Here is a 14,651-nt window from a genome sequence, read left to right on the forward strand (position 1 = left end):
CATAACCTATGTGATTAACCTAAACACTGAGTCCAATTGGGCTCAGTGTTTTTTATGGTTTAGAATCTGAATTCGAAGCGCATATCGGGTCTGCGTAGGCGAGATCTTTCATCTAACAGTTGGTTCTTCTCATTGAGTAGGCTGTTTTTCTGTTTCAATAAGTCGGCCTTATCGGTGAGATTATTGATCTTGCCATCAAGACTGCTTATCTCTCTATCGATGGTATTTAAGCGATCGGCTATTTCAGATAAGCGTTTGTTAGTCAGATATTGTTGATGGCCTTGATTATAACGTTCAACGAAGGCGTTATTGCTGCAAACCCCATAATAGCTTTCTCCCGCTAAGCCCACGCGGTAGCCATTTTCGGGAAGACAGTAACTGGCTAACCCTTGCTGGTATCCTTGTTTCCACTGCCCGGTATCGACGCTGAGATTAAATTCTCGGCAATCTTTTTGATATTGATTCAATTGCCCTGCGCTCGTCCCACGGTTGCCATCGGCCAGTCCTAGGGCAAACCAATCACTATTGGCGCATTCTTCAATCGATAAGCTGCTGCATTGAGTGAGTGATAGGACCGAAAGGGCGAGGAAAAGGCTAGGATAATGCATGGACAAGTTCTCTATATGTTGTGGCGTTTAGGATAAAGGCTCTTATGGGGGAGATCTAGTTTTATATACCGCCGTTTATACTGCCATAGATGCGTTTTGTTGGGCAGAATCCATCACAGTTTAGTGGATGAATGCATGATAACAGGCTGATATTGTGTTAGTTTGCGATTAACACTTTAATGTCTGCTTTGGGGTTAGCTATGATTTCACCCGTTTCATCGGCGCATTCTGCTTCATTACCGACGGCCAAATCGGTTCATCAATCCAGTGATACGGCGGAGCCAAGTGGACTGAAATCCTTTACCTATGGCGCATTGGGCTTGGCGGCTCCCAAAGCTGAGCCCAGTTCCGATGTTGCTGCGATGAGCAAAACTGAGGCGCCTACTCCCGATACAGCCCCTAATGACGCGAATGATTCGAACGATACTTATTACAGCGCTGGCCAAATATTGAAAGCGGCGGCGACTGTGGGAAGTGTGATTGCCTTATTTGTGTGAGTTAAGTTTTTGCGTAAACCTGCTTGGATATCTATTTGAGCGGTCTTAGATTTGAATGTTCGCTGCAGGATCGTGGCTGTGGTTTTACCTCTTGCTTTATACTGGTTTGCGGAAAAGAATATTCTTTTAGTTGAAGCTTCATTTTCAGTCTCTTTCTTTGCCAAAGTCCTCAGTAAATCTGGTATTGTGTTTAACACGCAAGTGCATTAGTTTTTACTTAAAATTCGTTTAACAATCCTGAACTATATTCATCAAACTTCCGCTGGAGACCGCTTTTGTATGAAGATTTGCCCGCAGTATTCCATATCATGCCTAAGTAATGTATAAGGGCGCTATGAAAACTCCGAAACGAATCCAACCCCTGGTTGATGAAGGACTGGTCGATGAGGTCATTAGCCAGTTAATGAGCGGTAAAGAAGCCACTGTGTACGTTGTACGCAGTGGTGATGATATCCGCTGTGCCAAAGTCTATAAAGAAGCGGACAAGCGCAGTTTTAAGCAAGCTGTGTTGTATCAAGAAGGCCGAAAAGTCCGCAACAGCCGTCGTGCACGTGCGATGGAGAAAGGCTCTAAATTTGGTCGCGATCAGCAGGAAGAAGCTTGGCAAAATGCCGAGGTTGAAGCGCTTTATCGTTTAGCGAATGCGGGTGTGCGCGTGCCAACGCCCTATGGCTGTTTTGATGGCGTGTTGCTGATGGAGTTAGTGACGGATGCCGAGGGCAATGTCGCTCCGAGATTGAACGATGTCAGTATGTCGGCAGAAAAAGCCCTGAACGATCATGCGTTGGTGATGACCTATGTCAAACGTATGCTCTGTGCAGGTTTAGTGCACGGTGACTTGTCTGAGTTTAACGTGTTAGTCGATAGTGAAGGGCCAGTGATTATCGACTTGCCTCAGGCCGTCGATGCCGCGGCGAATAACCATGCCAAATGGATGTTAGCGCGTGATGTGAATAACATGACCCAATACTATGGCTTGTATGCTCCTGAGCTGTTGAAAACACAATACGCCAAAGAGATTTGGGCCCTGTTTGAAGCGGGTGAATTGAAGCCTGAAACGCCATTAACCGGTGAGTTTACCGAAGTGTTGGTCGAAGCCGATGTCAGTGCCGTGTTAGAGGAAATTCAAGCGGCCTTTGAAGAGGCGCAAGAGCGTAAACAAAGGATCCAAGAGGCAAACGAAGAAGACTATTAATTGTCAGTCGTTTTTCGCCCATAAAAAAGACGCTCAAAGTAGCGTCTTTTTTTATGCTAAAAATTAAGTGTCACTATTATTTTTATTGTTGATTTTATTACTGATTTTATTATTGTTATTTAATTTTTGGCGTTAGCCAATCCATGGCTTAATCTCCGGTTGGAGCTGGGTCCATCCTAGTTGCTATAAACAAGCTAGCAATCATCAAACTGTGTAATAAAAGGACAAGAGCTGAGAGAGAAATATGTTCATGACTTGGGGGAGCACAATTCACATATTTAATCTTTGGGGGAGACAACTCCTTCAATCCTTGCCGAAACCTTGGTAACTCTTCAGTCAATCTATGAAACAGCACACTAAATCACAGCCTTCCTTGGCGCGCCACACTTGTTATAGCGCTGGATCATCATTGATCCTGTGAATAAAATGACAAGACCAGAGAGAGAAATATGTTCATGACTTGGGGGAGCACAATTCACATATTTGATCTTGGGGGAGATAACTCCCTCCCTAGTCTTGCCGAAACTTTTGCATTGTCTTTGTTCGTTTCGTTTGTCGGTTTTATTACTATTTCCCAATCTTCGCTGGGTTCATCAATGAAGTGACAGAGTCAGATAGTCGTAAACAGCACACTTATTATTGTTATTTGCACAATTCATATCTTAGGTCGTTGGGGAGCGATAATAGATAACCATCCGACTCTGCCTAAACTGGTTAATTTTCTTAATTTTTCTCGCTTAACAATTTGGACGACAAGGCCGGACTAAAAAGGGCGCTGTTATTATTGTTGTTAGCACATCTTTTACATCGTTAGCGTTATCAGCAGGGCGATATGCAATCTCGTCCGGCCTTGTCTATTCGGGCACGTTTAACTTGTTGTACAGGCACTCAATTGCCATGCAGCGCTTAACCTATGGTGCGTAGCTCGTTATTGAGCTGTTTAATCCTTTTCTGCAGTTGGGCAATCTCGCTCATTAATGCGCATTCTCTTTGCTGGGGTTGCAGATCGCTTTCCCGCACCCATTGGTAAACTGCCTTGGCAGATAAACCGTATTGACGTGCAACATCCGACAGTAAGCGACCTTGCACTTTAACCTCGGTGATAACATGTAGCTTGAGACTATTTTCTGCGATTCCCATGAGCGTTCCCTCTTTTACTGCTTTCGAACTAAAATATGACCGTTTGCGTTGCCTTTTATTGATGATATTGACGCTGTTCTAAATCCCACTGGCTCAGACCTAGGTGGCGCAGACAAATCCATTCGTGGCGACATAGTGCGATAAAGTTCATGACTGTTTTCATACTTCCTCCTTCATGACCCTAAATACTCGAGTTCATTTTCTGTCTCGATAGGTCCATTTAATTTGGATTAATCCTGTTGAAGTCGACTTGAGTTTTCGGCGATTTCTACCGCGTCTGACTGTCTACTCACTTAGTAGTATGTAAAATTCGTGCCAATATTCTAATTTTTATTTTAATGTTTAAAATCATGATCTTGCTTATTCGATTAAAACGGCGTGATTTTTTAGTGCTGACAAAAAAGGTGCAAGACGCACTATTTCGGTGCCATCGGCTTGATATGGAGCAGGGCGGTCTAAGCCAAGATTGAAGCCCGAAATCTGTATCTTTGCTGACTACAATCTAGATTAGCAGAATTGAATATGGATAAAGGATTGTCTCGAGCGCAATTACTTATATACTGCCTGCCTTGTGGCAATCCCTAGGTCATTCGTATTACTTAGTGTGAAGTGATATTTCTTGCCCTTTGAGCGGTATTCACAGTCATCAATCATATAAAGAGGTTATAAATGATGAAGTGTTTTCAGGCAGTGCAATCTAAACCATCCCTGTTAGCCATAGTGGTATTGACGACCGCGCTAGTTGCATCGGGTTGTACAACAATCAATCCCTATTCAAACGAACAACAAACCGCTAAAGCGACCAGTGGTGCATTGATTGGTGCCGTCGCAGGGGCTGCCATTGGCGTAGTCTCTTCGAGCAAAAGTGACCGCGGTAAAGGTGCCTTAATTGGTGCTGCATCAGGCGCTGCAGTTGGTGGTGGTATTGGTTATTACATGGATGTGCAAGAGACCAAATTACGCCAACAACTCGCCTCAACGGGCGTGAGTGTGACCCGTAGCGGCGATAACATCATTTTGAATATGCCTAATGAAGTCACCTTCGGCGTTGATCAAACCGAGTTAAGCGACGGCGCTAAACGCGTACTGAACTCAGTGGCGGTTGTGGCCAAGGAATACAGCAAAACACAGCTTAACGTTTTAGGTTATACCGATAGCAGTGGCTCAGACTCTTACAACTTACGTCTGTCACAAGTGCGTGCGGGTGAAGTGGGTAATTACTTGATGAGCAAAGGCGTCGCCTCTGCCCGTGTAAAATCAAAAGGCATGGGTGAAGCGAGTCCTATCGCATCAAATGCTAATGCCAATGGCCGCGCCCAAAACCGCCGCGTTGAGATTGTATTAACGCCGACGGGTCAATAGACATTAAGTATTCTAGTTTTACAAAAGTCGCCTGAGGGCGACTTTTTTGTTTCTGTGATAGGTATATTTAGCGATAAGTGCCTCGCAGATTTAAGCTAGACAATTTGTCCTCTCTAACCTGTGTTTTGGGTGATCTGCACCACAATCACATCACAGCGGTTTGCCTTGGGATGAGTTCAGCTTGATCCCTTTACCGATTTCACGTTCTGTATGGGGATAAGTCACAAGAATGACTTTTAGCGCCCAGAGGAGAATATGACTATGATAAGCAAACACGTGTTAGTTGCCTTGAGTTTAAGCCCTGTCATCATGGTGGCTGCTGTACAAGGAATGCCGATGAAAGCCGAAGTGACCACAGGAGCGGCGCCGATAGAATTGCGCGCAGCAGGCAGTTTAAAGACTGCTATGAAGGATATTATTGCCGCTTATCAAGCCGAGTCGCACACGAGTGTTGCGGCACAATATGCGCCATCTGGTTTACTGTTAAAACGCATTCAAGAGGGTGAAAAAGTCGATATTTTTGCCTCGGCGAATATGAAACATCCGCAGGCGTTAGTGGATGCGGGTCAGGGGAAAGCGGTGCAAATGTTTGCCCGCAATCAACTCTGCGCGGTTGCTCAGGATAATGTTCAGGTGACGAGCGCAACGCTACTCGATACCATGTTAGATCCTAAGATCAAAGTTGGCACCTCAACCCCGAAAGCCGATCCGGCGGGTGATTATGCCTGGGCTGTTTTTGCTAAGGCCGAAGCGGTAAAACCCAATGCGAAAGCCGCGTTAGAGACCAAGGCATTGCAACTGACGGGCGGCCCTGAGAGTGCTAAACCACCTAAAGATCGCAATCCTTATGGCTGGGTGATGGAAAACAAACAAGCAGATATCTTTTTAACCTATTGCACCAATGCTGTGCTGGCTAAACAAGAAGTGCCGAGTCTACAAATCATCGACTTACCGCAGGAACTCGCCGTGGGGGCCGACTATGGTTTGCTGGTTTTGCAGGGCGCCAATGCTGCCGCAATGCCGTTAGCTGAGTTTATTCTATCGGCAAAGGGCCAAGCGATTCTGAGCAGTTATGGTTTTCAACCTCCGGCAAAATAGCCTTTTTAGTTTTTCAGCGAGATAAAAAAACGGCACCCTTTCGGTGCCGTTTTTGTTATAAACTCAAACTGTTAAAGCGTTAAAGCGTTAAAACATTAGTGCGTTAGTGCATCAGATAAAGCGTCGCTAACCCGAGGAAGGCGAATAGACCAACCACGTCAGTGACTGTGGTGAGCACCATGCCGCCAGCGAGGGCGGGATCGATTTTAAGGCGTTTTAAAATCAATGGAATACTCGCACCTGCAAGCCCAGCAACTGTCATGTTGATCAGCATAGCGCTGCCAATTAATCCCGCCAGTGCCATATCATCCTTCCACAGCAACACGGCAATAAACACCAAAATCGACCACATTAAGCCATTGAGAAAACCAATCGATAATTCTTTACCAATAAGCCAACGGGCGTTGCTTTGGCCTATGTGGCCTAAGGCAATACCGCGGATCACGAGTGCTAAGGTTTGATTACCGGCCACACCGCCCATGCTAGGGACAATTGTCATCAAGATGGCGATGGTAGCAAATTGCTCGATAGTGCCTTCAAACATATTACTGACCGAGGAGGCGAGTAGCGCGGCGAACAAGTTAATCGTGAGCCAGAGTGAGCGACGTAGGGTACTTTTTAGCACTGGGCCGAAAGTATCCTCGTCATCGTCCATCCCCGCCATCCCCATCATGGAATGTTCGGCATCTTCGCGGATAACATCGACCACGTCATCGATTGTTATTCGTCCTAGCAGCTTGCCATCGCTATCAACAACGGGAGCTGATACCCAGTCATTGCGTTCGAATTTCTGCGCCACTTCACTGTCGGACATGCTCACAGGAATACTTTGGATATCGGGGTCCATGATGTTGCGAATTGTGGTGCTTGGCGCGCAAGTCAGTAGATCTGCCAGCCTGACACCGCCGAGCACTTTGTCCTGTTTATCGACCACATATAAGGTATCTGTGGTGTCTGGCAGGTTGCCCCTTTGGCGAAGATAGCGCAGCACCACATCGATATTTACATCGGGTCTTAAGGTGACGGTATCTGTGTTCATCAAGCTGCCGGCGGTCTCATCGGGATAGGATAAGGCCTGTTCTACCCGCTGGCGGTTTTGTTCTGTCATCGACTGCAGCACTTGCTTGTAAACGGCATCGGGAAGACTACGCAGAATATAGGCCAGATCATCGGTGTCCATGCTCGCCGTCGCTTTCGCAACTCGCTCAGGACTCATGCTGCGGATCAGCGGATCTTTGAGTTCCTCGCTTAACTCGTCGAGTATGTCGCCTATTTGTTCTTGATCGATAAGCTGCCACAGCACTTGTCTGGCGCTGGGTGGTGAGGATTCTAAGATCAGCGCGATATCTGAGGCGGCCATTTTTTGCAGCATGTTACGCACGTGCACAAACATGCCACTGCTAAGCGCTTGGTTTAACTGGTCGAGACTATGTCCGGTGTGATTGTTTTCTGAATTATCTACGGGCATTTGTCCTCCATGGTTGTCCGCCACTGTGCGGCAAATTGGTTCGAGAGTGCGCTGCTTGGCGCAGGGCTAAGACTTAGCGTTGACTTCGCGATAACTATGCTTCAGTCACAGATAGAGCGCTCCAGTGTAGGTCATGCGTTTTACGCATAGATTAAGGCGGCTAAGACTAAGGTGAGTCAGCGGTAATGCTCGCTAGTGTAATCGCCTATGGTTCGTGCCGTCGAGCGACAAATGTGTCGCCAAGCTTTTGAAACGAGATGTGAACTGCACAAATAAGCAGTGCTAAATGTGAGGTGTACTAATCTGAGTGCCTGTGTGGAACGCTGAGTATGAAATCAAACTAACAGGCTTCGTCAAACTTAGCGTCGATTAAGGCACAAATGGCATCCAGAGCGGGCTCAGCATCTGGACCTTCGGCGATAAGTTTAATGGTTTTACCCATGCCAGTTTCAAGCATCAATAAGCCAAGCACGCTGGCGGCAGATGCCTGTTTATCGCCTTGTATTAAGGTGATGGTCGCATCAAACTCGGATGCCAGTACCACCAACTTAGTAGCGGCACGGGCATGTAATCCCAGTTTGTTACAGATGGTGATCTGACGTTCAAGCTTTGGCATTATTCAGCTCTCGATGGCGGGCATAAACTTTATGTTTACCGTTACTAAAGCGTTTAGCCAATTGCTCTGCGACGTAAACCGATCTGTGTTGCCCACCCGTGCAGCCAATCGCCACAGTTAAATAACTGCGATTGTTGCGCTCGAGATGTGGCAGCCAAGTTTCCAGTAAATTTTCGATTTGCCAGATGAACTTATTGACCAGTGGTTGACGATTTAAGAACTCAGCCACGGGTTCATCTAAGCCTGTCAATGGACGCAGCGCCAGTTCCCAGTGTGGGTTAGGCAGGAAGCGTACATCGAACATAAAGTCGGCTTCGGTTGGCATACCGTGCTTAAAGCCAAAGGACTCGAAGTTAATCACTAACTCTTTATCAACGCTGCCGAGCAGAATTTGTCTGACTTGGTCGCTTAAATCATAGATATTCAGGTTCGACGTATCTATGTAGTGATCGACCAGTTTTGACATAGGCTCGAGCAGCTTCCCTTCCAGTTTTATCGCTTCTTGCAAAGAGACTTGGCTCTTCGACAAAGGGTGCAAACGGCGGGTTTCGCTGTAACGCTTGAGCAGAATTTTATCGCTGGAATTGAGGAAGAAGCTGGTTAACTCAGTATCAGGAGGCAGGCTCGCGAGTTGCTTTACTAAGACCTTGTCCTGCTCAGGCATGTTACGCACGTCGACACTAATGGCGACGAGATCGTTACTGCCTTTGAGTTGCTCAAGCAAAGTGCCGATTAAGGGCAAGGGAAGGTTATCGACACAATAATAGCCGAGATCTTCGAGTACCCTTAGGGCGACAGATTTGCCTGAGCCTGAGCGGCCCGACACTATGACCAGTTTCATCCAGTGATTACCTGATAGAGTTCCGTTTCATCATGCGTCTTGCGTAATTGCTTTAATATTTGCTTGTCGCTCAGCTTTTCGGCCATGCAAGACAAGGTACTTAAGTGCTGCTGACATTGGTCTGCAGGCACCAGTAGTGCAAATAAAATATCAACAGGTTGCTTATCGATAGCATCGAATGCTATCGGCTCTTCACACTTAATGAGTATGGCAATGGGCTGATCTATATCGGCTAGTCGACCATGTGGAATGGCGATGCCGTTACCTATACCTGTGCTCCCCATCTTTTCGCGCGCCACTAGGCTTTCGAATATCTCTTGAGATGAGAGGGTCGGGTACTGGGCAGCGACTAAGTCGCTGATGAGTTCCAGTACCTTTTTCTTGCTGCCCGGAGTGGCGCAGGTAGTGCACTCCGGCCGCAGTATGGTACAAAGTTCCATTATTAGTGTTTTGTTAACTTCTCTTTGTGTTTAATAACCTGACGATCAAGCTTGTCAATCAGGGCGTCTATAGCGGCATACATGTCAGCATGCTCTGAAGTAGCAAAAACTTCACCACCGATAAGATTTATTCTCGCTTCGGCAATCTGTTGCATTTTCTCGACATTGAGCACAACGTGCACATTATTGATCTGTTCGAAATGGCGTTCAAGTTTTGAAAACTTTTCTTCTACATATGCACGTAACGATTCGGTAATTTCGACATGGTGTCCACTCAGGTTTATTTGCATAGAAACGTCCTCCGATATCCACTGTAGGTTATAAACTTTTACGCTGATTAGAAGGCGGAATGAGCATAGCCTCTCGGTACTTCGCAATGGTTCTGCGGGCTACGTTGATCCCTTGTTCTGCCAGAAGTTGTGCCATCTTACTGTCGCTTAATGGTTTTTTCTGGTTTTCCGCTGCAACCAGTTTCTTAATGAAGGCTCTGATTGCTGTGGATGAGCATTCCCCACCATCGTCAGTACCGACGTGGCTAGAGAAGAAGTATTTTAGTTCAAAAAGTCCCTTAGGGGTATGCATGTATTTCTGTGTCGTCACCCTTGAGATGGTCGACTCATGCATTTCTACCGCTTCGGCAATATCGTTCAGCACCATAGGTTTCATGGCTTCTTCACCGTATTCAAAGAAACCTTGCTGATATTGGACGATACAGTTCGCCACCTTCAACAGGGTATCATTACGGCTCTCTAAACTCTTGATAAACCATTTAGCCTCTTGCAGATGACCACGAATAAATTGGCTATCGGCTTGGCTTTTAGTGCTGCGCGCCATCGAAGCATAATGTTGATTTACATTGATTTTTGGCATGCAGTCAGGATTAAGCTCAACCACCCAACGGCCATTTTTCTTCGACACTGACACATCTGGGATGACGTATTCGTCATCGTTGGGCGTAATCAATAAACCTGGGCGGGGATTGAGGGTTTGGATAAGCGCGATGCCGTCTCTTAACTCATCCTCTTTTAATTTAGTCTTACGCATCAACAATCTAAAATCGCGGGCGGCGATCAGATCTAAATGATCTTTGATCAGCATGCGGGCGTTTTCTAGGTTGGGCGTGTCAGCGGCGAAATGCGACAGTTGGATCAACAGGCACTCGCTTAAATCGCGGGCGGCAACACCAATGGGATCAAAATGTTGAATGCGCTTGAGTACAGCTTCGACTTCGTCGAGCTCAACCTCAGAATTGCCCATGGCTTCGAGGATTTCGTCAGTGCTTTGGGTGAGATAGCCTTGATCGTCGATGGCATCAATAATGGCGGTGGCAATGGCTAAATCGGTTTCAGAAAACGGTGTGAGGTTTTTTTGCCATTCTAAGTGTTCATACAAGCCTTCACTGGTCTCACCTTGGAAGGGCATATCGTCTTCACGACTGCCGCCGGGGCCAGAATTGGGAGAGGCGGTGAACACTTCATCCCAAGTGGTGTCCATGGGGAGTTCGTCGGGCATGGATTCTTTGGTTAAGGACTCTGCCGTGTCTATGGTGGAGCTGTCTTTTTCTGGCGGCAGGGTGCTAGATTCACTGAAATCCGTATCGGATAGCGTTTGGTTTACAGGGTCTTTAGTGGCGTCGAATTGATCCTCTTCCAGCTCGAGAAGGGGATTAGAATCTAAGGCTTGCTGGATCTCTTGCTGCAGTTCTAATGACGACAGTTGCAACAGACGGATGGCCTGTTGTAATTGTGGCGTCATGGTTAACTGTTGACCCAGTTTGAGCTGGAGTGACGCTTTCATGTTACCGCTGATCCCTACGTTATTATTGTTGGATGAGGTCGCTTGTTATCATCTTGAGTGGAGTCCAATGGTGGCATAAATTGCCTGCATTGGCTCCGCTTGATTAACTATAGCCTGAATTGTTCACCTAAGTACACAGCCCTAACTTGCTGATTGTCTAAGATCTCTGCGGGTGTTCCTTCGGCAATCAAGTTTCCGTGACTCACGATATAGGCATGTTCACACACATCTAATGTCTCACGGACATTGTGGTCTGTGATCAACACGCCAAGGCCACGACTTTTGAGCTGTTCGATAATCTTTTTAATGTCGATAACCGAAATCGGATCGACACCAGCAAAGGGTTCATCTAGCAAAATGAACTTAGGATTTGCTGCTAACGCCCGCGCAATTTCGACACGGCGACGTTCACCGCCCGACAATGACATGCCTTGGCTGTCACGGATGTGGGTGATGTGGAACTCTTCAAGCAGATGCTCTAGCTCTTCTTCCCTTTGCTCTTTTTTTAGTTCTTTACGCGTTTGAAGCACGGCCATGATGTTGTCATGGACGGTCAGTTTACGGAAGATACTGGCTTCCTGTGGCAAGTAACCTATGCCTTTGCGGGCGCGCAGGTGCATAGGATCTGCGGTTAAATCATCATCGTCGATAAAGATGTGGCCTTTATCGCTTTTAACCAGACCAACGACCATGTAAAAGGTGGTGGTTTTACCCGCGCCGTTCGGGCCGAGTAGGCCAACGACCTGACCGGTTTTTACCGTCAGACTGACGTCTTTAACCACTTGGCGACTCTTGTAACTCTTCGCCAGATTTTGTGCTCTTAGGGTGATTTGGGTCATTTAGAGTCCTGCTTTTTCACAGGTTTATCTGCTGGCGCGTCTGGTTTGGCATCATCTTGATAGCTTTCTGGCTGAATGATAGTGATCACGCGATCGTCGCCACTGCCGGTACTCTCGGCAATCAATTTTTGCTGGATGATGTTGTAGCGGATTAAATTACCCGTCACTTGGCTGCCCGCTTGATCTAACGAGGCTAAACCTTTAAGTGTCAGGGTGCGGCTCGCCATATCGTAACGAATTTCTTTCGCGCTCGCCGAGGCTGGACGGCCATCGTCTAATACTTGGCTGTACGTCGCAGGGTTGCCAGTGGCCACTAAAATTTTGCTATTTTCACCTTCGGCAGAAAATGCACGCAGTTGATCTGCATGGATTTTAATCGAACCTTGGGTGACTTCAACCGGACCAAAGAAGATGATCTGGTTGTTCTTGATATCTGCCGTTTGGCTCACAGCCTTGATTTTGACTTCCTGTTTCAGGTCGTCGACTTTAGCAAAGGCGCTCATGCTCATTATTAGCATTAGGCTGGCAAGTAATACGTTATTTTGCTTCATATGTTCCTACTACCTGACTGGTCAATTGCACTTCTTGCGCGTTGAGGTCGGCATAAAGGCCTTGGCCTTGAATATTAAAATCTTTCCCTGTGACGTAAATGGTGCGGTCAGAGGTCATTATCATCGTATTGAGATCGAGTTCCAGATAACTGGTGGACAAGGTCTGGATCGGTTCTTCTGGGCTAATGGCATCAATAATAACATTGTTTTCTAATACAACCTTGCCCGTTTCCTTGTTTAGCTTGCCCTGATCTGCTCTGAGTTGCCATTGTGCTTTACCTTGGTCTGGATAAACAAGATAAACAGGTTGAGTAAAGTAAGTTTGATTCGTTGAATCATAATGTTCCATGTGTTTCGCCGTCACACGGCTATTGACTAACCCTTGTTCATTGAACTCAACACTGCGCAGATCTTCAACGATGAAATCTGGGGTATTTTGATCTTTTACTCTGTTATCGGTATCACCGCTGTGTTTGTTCTGCACTTGCCAATAAAGCACTAATGCCGTTCCAAAAAAAGCGATAATCGCGAGTGTCACACGACTCATATACTCATTCCATGGGCCGAAGTGAATTTATTTTGACTGAGTAGCAATAGATCTGTGAGTTCACGCAAGGCACCGTGGCCGCCATTGAGCGTAGTCACAAAGTGGGCGTGCTGACGAACATAGGGATGACCATCGGCTACGCTGACTGCTAAACCGACGACATTCATCACTGGCAGATCGACAATGTCATCACCGATATACGCCACTTCTTCCGGGGTAACGCCATAGAGTGCGAGCAATGCTTCATAGGGCTCGAACTTATTGTCTACGCCTTGGTAAATATGAGTTACGCCGAGCGCTGTCATACGGTTTTCAACGATTTTGGATTGACGTCCAGTGATAACGGCAAGATTAAAGCCGCTGGTGAGTATCGAGCGCACGCCATAGCCGTCGCGAGTGTGGAAGGCTTTTAGCTCTTCGCCGCTATTGCTTAGGTAAATACGACCATCGGAAAACACCCCGTCGACGTCACAGATCAACAGTTTAATCTTTTGCGCGCGTTGCCACACATCATCACTGATTGGGCCGTAAAATCCTTGCTGTGGCATTAAATGACTCCTGCTTTAACCATGTCTAGCATGTTAAGAGCGCCGATTGGATGGCGGTCTTTATCGATAACAATTAATCCGTTGATGTTTTTTGAGTCCATCACTTGCAGCGCTTGGGCCGCCAACACACCGTCGGTGATGGTCACGCAGTTACGGGTCATCACATCGGCGATGGGCGTAGTACGTAGATTCACTTCGGCATCGATAACGCGGCGTAAATCACCATCGGTGAAGATACCAACCAGCTTGCGCTGATCATCGATAATCGCGGTCATGCCTAAGCCTTTTTTGGAAATTTCGTACAGGGCTTCTGTGATGCAAATATCGTGGTTAACGAGCGGTAAGTCATCACCGCTATGCATGACATCGCAGACTTTTAACAATAACTTGCGTCCTAAAGCACCGCCAGGATGAGACATAGCAAAGTCATCACGGGTAAAGCCTTTCGCTTGTAGCAGCGCAATGGCAATCGCATCGCCCATCACTAAGGTCGCTGTGGTGCTTGACGTTGGCGCGAGTCCAAGTGGGCAAGCCTCTTCTGGGACTTCAATACATAAATGTACTTTAGATAAGCGCGCCATATTCGATTCGGGTTTGCCTGTTACCGCGATAACGGGCACGCCCATACGTTGGATGACGGGCATTAAGGTGAGGATTTCGCTCGACTCACCGGAATTTGAAATCGCTAAAATCACATCGTTATCGGCTAATACACCGAGATCGCCGTGGCTGGCTTCACCTGGATGCACAAAAAATGCGGGCGTTCCTGTGCTGGCGAGGGTGGCAGAAATCTTATTGCCGATATGGCCCGACTTGCCCATTCCCATGACAATCACTTTGCCTGTGCAGTTGAGGATCAACTCGCAAGCTTCTGCAAATTCAGCCGAATCAACATATTGATAAAGATTGTCTAGGGCTGACTTTTCAATGTCGATAACTTTACAGCCCCATTGGCGCAGTTGTGATTTGTCTACCATGTCTATCTCTCTTTTTGCATTGTCTTTGTCGCCCCATTGATGGGATTGGAATAGCACAATTTGGTACGCGATAAAGATGATATGTAATAGGCTTTCTGCCAAGTTTTAGTTTGTTTTCAGACGATTT

18 protein-coding genes are annotated in these 14,651 nt (G+C 46.8%); 4 read left to right on the forward strand and 14 right to left on the reverse strand.

Going from position 1 to position 14,651, the window contains the following annotated elements; translation table 11 throughout:
* Nucleotides 1-59: 59 nt before the first annotated feature.
* On the reverse strand, nt 60-608 hold the full coding sequence (locus AC5YB3_RS15130; protein ID WP_494525642.1) for a DUF2799 domain-containing protein: 549 nt from the start codon (nt 606-608) through the stop codon (nt 60-62).
* A gap of 179 nt (nt 609-787) precedes the next feature.
* Here AC5YB3_RS15130 and AC5YB3_RS15135 point away from each other — a divergent pair, with 179 nt between their 5' ends.
* Nucleotides 788-1,105 (forward strand): hypothetical protein, encoded by a 318-nt coding sequence (locus AC5YB3_RS15135; protein WP_006086079.1) that lies wholly within the window; start codon nt 788-790, stop codon nt 1,103-1,105.
* 334 nt (nt 1,106-1,439) lie between these two features.
* Nucleotides 1,440-2,300 carry a PA4780 family RIO1-like protein kinase gene (locus AC5YB3_RS15140; RefSeq protein WP_006083079.1) on the forward strand — a complete coding sequence of 287 codons (861 nt, stop codon included), beginning with the start codon at nt 1,440-1,442 and terminating at the stop codon, nt 2,298-2,300.
* 906 nt (nt 2,301-3,206) lie between these two features.
* Here the strand turns inward: AC5YB3_RS15140 and AC5YB3_RS15145 are convergent.
* Complete coding sequence (locus AC5YB3_RS15145) at nt 3,207-3,440, reverse strand: transposase (RefSeq protein WP_006083078.1); 234 nt, start codon at nt 3,438-3,440, stop codon at nt 3,207-3,209.
* A gap of 672 nt (nt 3,441-4,112) precedes the next feature.
* On the opposite strand from AC5YB3_RS15145, the gene AC5YB3_RS15150 reads away from it, so the two are divergent.
* Nucleotides 4,113-4,802, forward strand: coding sequence for a YiaD family glycine zipper/OmpA-like lipoprotein (locus AC5YB3_RS15150; RefSeq protein WP_162096847.1), 690 nt, complete (start codon nt 4,113-4,115; stop codon nt 4,800-4,802).
* A 150-nt stretch (nt 4,803-4,952) separates the two neighbouring features.
* Here the strand turns inward: AC5YB3_RS15150 and AC5YB3_RS15155 are convergent, their stop codons facing one another.
* Nucleotides 4,953-5,078, reverse strand: a complete 126-nt coding sequence (locus AC5YB3_RS15155) for a hypothetical protein (RefSeq protein WP_301336287.1) — start codon at nt 5,076-5,078, stop codon at nt 4,953-4,955.
* On the opposite strand from AC5YB3_RS15155, the gene AC5YB3_RS15160 reads away from it, so the two are divergent.
* The gene (locus AC5YB3_RS15160; protein ID WP_259570090.1) at nt 5,064-5,900 is read left to right on the forward strand and encodes a molybdate ABC transporter substrate-binding protein; all 837 of its coding nucleotides are present in this window, start codon (nt 5,064-5,066) and stop codon (nt 5,898-5,900) included. The genes AC5YB3_RS15155 and AC5YB3_RS15160 overlap by 15 nt on opposite strands.
* Before the next feature lie 103 nt (nt 5,901-6,003).
* Here the strand turns inward: AC5YB3_RS15160 and mgtE are convergent, their stop codons facing one another.
* The 11 genes from mgtE to AC5YB3_RS15215 form a co-directional block, all read right to left on the reverse strand.
* The gene (gene mgtE / locus AC5YB3_RS15165) at nt 6,004-7,368 is read right to left on the reverse strand and encodes a magnesium transporter (protein WP_012586759.1); all 1,365 of its coding nucleotides are present in this window, start codon (nt 7,366-7,368) and stop codon (nt 6,004-6,006) included.
* A 340-nt stretch (nt 7,369-7,708) separates the two neighbouring features.
* Complete coding sequence (locus AC5YB3_RS15170) at nt 7,709-7,984, reverse strand: HPr family phosphocarrier protein (RefSeq protein ID WP_006083073.1); 276 nt, start codon at nt 7,982-7,984, stop codon at nt 7,709-7,711.
* Nucleotides 7,971-8,825 (reverse strand): RNase adapter RapZ, encoded by an 855-nt coding sequence (gene rapZ / locus AC5YB3_RS15175; RefSeq protein ID WP_006083072.1) that lies wholly within the window; start codon nt 8,823-8,825, stop codon nt 7,971-7,973. Before rapZ ends, AC5YB3_RS15170 begins: the two co-directional genes overlap by 14 nt.
* Nucleotides 8,822-9,265, reverse strand: a complete 444-nt coding sequence (gene ptsN, locus AC5YB3_RS15180) for a PTS IIA-like nitrogen regulatory protein PtsN (RefSeq protein ID WP_006083071.1) — start codon at nt 9,263-9,265, stop codon at nt 8,822-8,824. Before ptsN ends, rapZ begins: the two co-directional genes overlap by 4 nt.
* A gap of 2 nt (nt 9,266-9,267) precedes the next feature.
* A complete protein-coding gene (gene hpf / locus AC5YB3_RS15185) occupies nt 9,268-9,555 on the reverse strand; it encodes a ribosome hibernation promoting factor (protein ID WP_006083070.1) in 288 nt (95 codons plus the stop codon).
* A gap of 28 nt (nt 9,556-9,583) precedes the next feature.
* Nucleotides 9,584-11,062: an RNA polymerase factor sigma-54 gene (locus AC5YB3_RS15190; RefSeq protein ID WP_006083069.1), complete on the reverse strand. Its 1,479-nt coding sequence runs from the start codon at nt 11,060-11,062 to the stop codon at nt 9,584-9,586.
* A 107-nt stretch (nt 11,063-11,169) separates the two neighbouring features.
* Nucleotides 11,170-11,901 (reverse strand): LPS export ABC transporter ATP-binding protein, encoded by a 732-nt coding sequence (gene lptB / locus AC5YB3_RS15195; RefSeq protein WP_006086073.1) that lies wholly within the window; start codon nt 11,899-11,901, stop codon nt 11,170-11,172.
* Entirely contained in the window at nt 11,898-12,452 is a 555-nt protein-coding gene (lptA, locus tag AC5YB3_RS15200; protein WP_006083067.1) for a lipopolysaccharide transport periplasmic protein LptA, read from the reverse strand. The genes lptB and lptA overlap by 4 nt, the downstream gene beginning before the upstream one ends.
* The gene (gene lptC / locus AC5YB3_RS15205; RefSeq protein ID WP_006083066.1) at nt 12,439-12,999 is read right to left on the reverse strand and encodes an LPS export ABC transporter periplasmic protein LptC; all 561 of its coding nucleotides are present in this window, start codon (nt 12,997-12,999) and stop codon (nt 12,439-12,441) included. Before lptC ends, lptA begins: the two co-directional genes overlap by 14 nt.
* Nucleotides 12,996-13,547, reverse strand: coding sequence for a 3-deoxy-manno-octulosonate-8-phosphatase KdsC (kdsC, locus tag AC5YB3_RS15210; protein WP_006083065.1), 552 nt, complete (start codon nt 13,545-13,547; stop codon nt 12,996-12,998). The genes lptC and kdsC overlap by 4 nt, the downstream gene beginning before the upstream one ends.
* Nucleotides 13,547-14,524, reverse strand: a complete 978-nt coding sequence (locus tag AC5YB3_RS15215; protein ID WP_006086070.1) for a KpsF/GutQ family sugar-phosphate isomerase — start codon at nt 14,522-14,524, stop codon at nt 13,547-13,549. Before AC5YB3_RS15215 ends, kdsC begins: the two co-directional genes overlap by 1 nt.
* Between the last annotated feature and the right edge of the window lie 127 nt (nt 14,525-14,651).

The sequence above is a fragment of the Shewanella sp. 1311 genome (genome assembly GCF_059338235.1).

Excerpts from the sequence above, each read along its gene's own strand:
- ptsN (WP_006083071.1), bottom strand. The coding sequence starts at position 9,265 with ATGGAACTTTGTACCATACTGCGGCCGGAGTGCACTACCTGCGCCACT.
- lptC (WP_006083066.1), bottom strand. The coding sequence starts at position 12,999 with ATGAGTCGTGTGACACTCGCGATTATCGCTTTTTTTGGAACGGCATTA.
- AC5YB3_RS15140 (WP_006083079.1), top strand. The coding sequence starts at position 1,440 with ATGAAAACTCCGAAACGAATCCAACCCCTGGTTGATGAAGGACTGGTC.
- mgtE (WP_012586759.1), bottom strand. The coding sequence starts at position 7,368 with ATGCCCGTAGATAATTCAGAAAACAATCACACCGGACATAGTCTCGAC.
- lptB (WP_006086073.1), bottom strand. The coding sequence starts at position 11,901 with ATGACCCAAATCACCCTAAGAGCACAAAATCTGGCGAAGAGTTACAAG.
- rapZ (WP_006083072.1), bottom strand. The coding sequence starts at position 8,825 with ATGAAACTGGTCATAGTGTCGGGCCGCTCAGGCTCAGGCAAATCTGTC.
- AC5YB3_RS15170 (WP_006083073.1), bottom strand. The coding sequence starts at position 7,984 with ATGCCAAAGCTTGAACGTCAGATCACCATCTGTAACAAACTGGGATTA.
- AC5YB3_RS15160 (WP_259570090.1), top strand. The coding sequence starts at position 5,064 with ATGATAAGCAAACACGTGTTAGTTGCCTTGAGTTTAAGCCCTGTCATC.
- AC5YB3_RS15215 (WP_006086070.1), bottom strand. The coding sequence starts at position 14,524 with ATGGTAGACAAATCACAACTGCGCCAATGGGGCTGTAAAGTTATCGAC.
- AC5YB3_RS15130 (WP_494525642.1), bottom strand. The coding sequence starts at position 608 with ATGCATTATCCTAGCCTTTTCCTCGCCCTTTCGGTCCTATCACTCACT.
- AC5YB3_RS15135 (WP_006086079.1), top strand. The coding sequence starts at position 788 with ATGTCTGCTTTGGGGTTAGCTATGATTTCACCCGTTTCATCGGCGCAT.
- kdsC (WP_006083065.1), bottom strand. The coding sequence starts at position 13,547 with ATGCCACAGCAAGGATTTTACGGCCCAATCAGTGATGATGTGTGGCAA.
- AC5YB3_RS15150 (WP_162096847.1), top strand. The coding sequence starts at position 4,113 with ATGAAGTGTTTTCAGGCAGTGCAATCTAAACCATCCCTGTTAGCCATA.
- hpf (WP_006083070.1), bottom strand. The coding sequence starts at position 9,555 with ATGCAAATAAACCTGAGTGGACACCATGTCGAAATTACCGAATCGTTA.
- AC5YB3_RS15145 (WP_006083078.1), bottom strand. The coding sequence starts at position 3,440 with ATGGGAATCGCAGAAAATAGTCTCAAGCTACATGTTATCACCGAGGTT.
- lptA (WP_006083067.1), bottom strand. The coding sequence starts at position 12,452 with ATGAAGCAAAATAACGTATTACTTGCCAGCCTAATGCTAATAATGAGC.
- AC5YB3_RS15190 (WP_006083069.1), bottom strand. The coding sequence starts at position 11,062 with ATGAAAGCGTCACTCCAGCTCAAACTGGGTCAACAGTTAACCATGACG.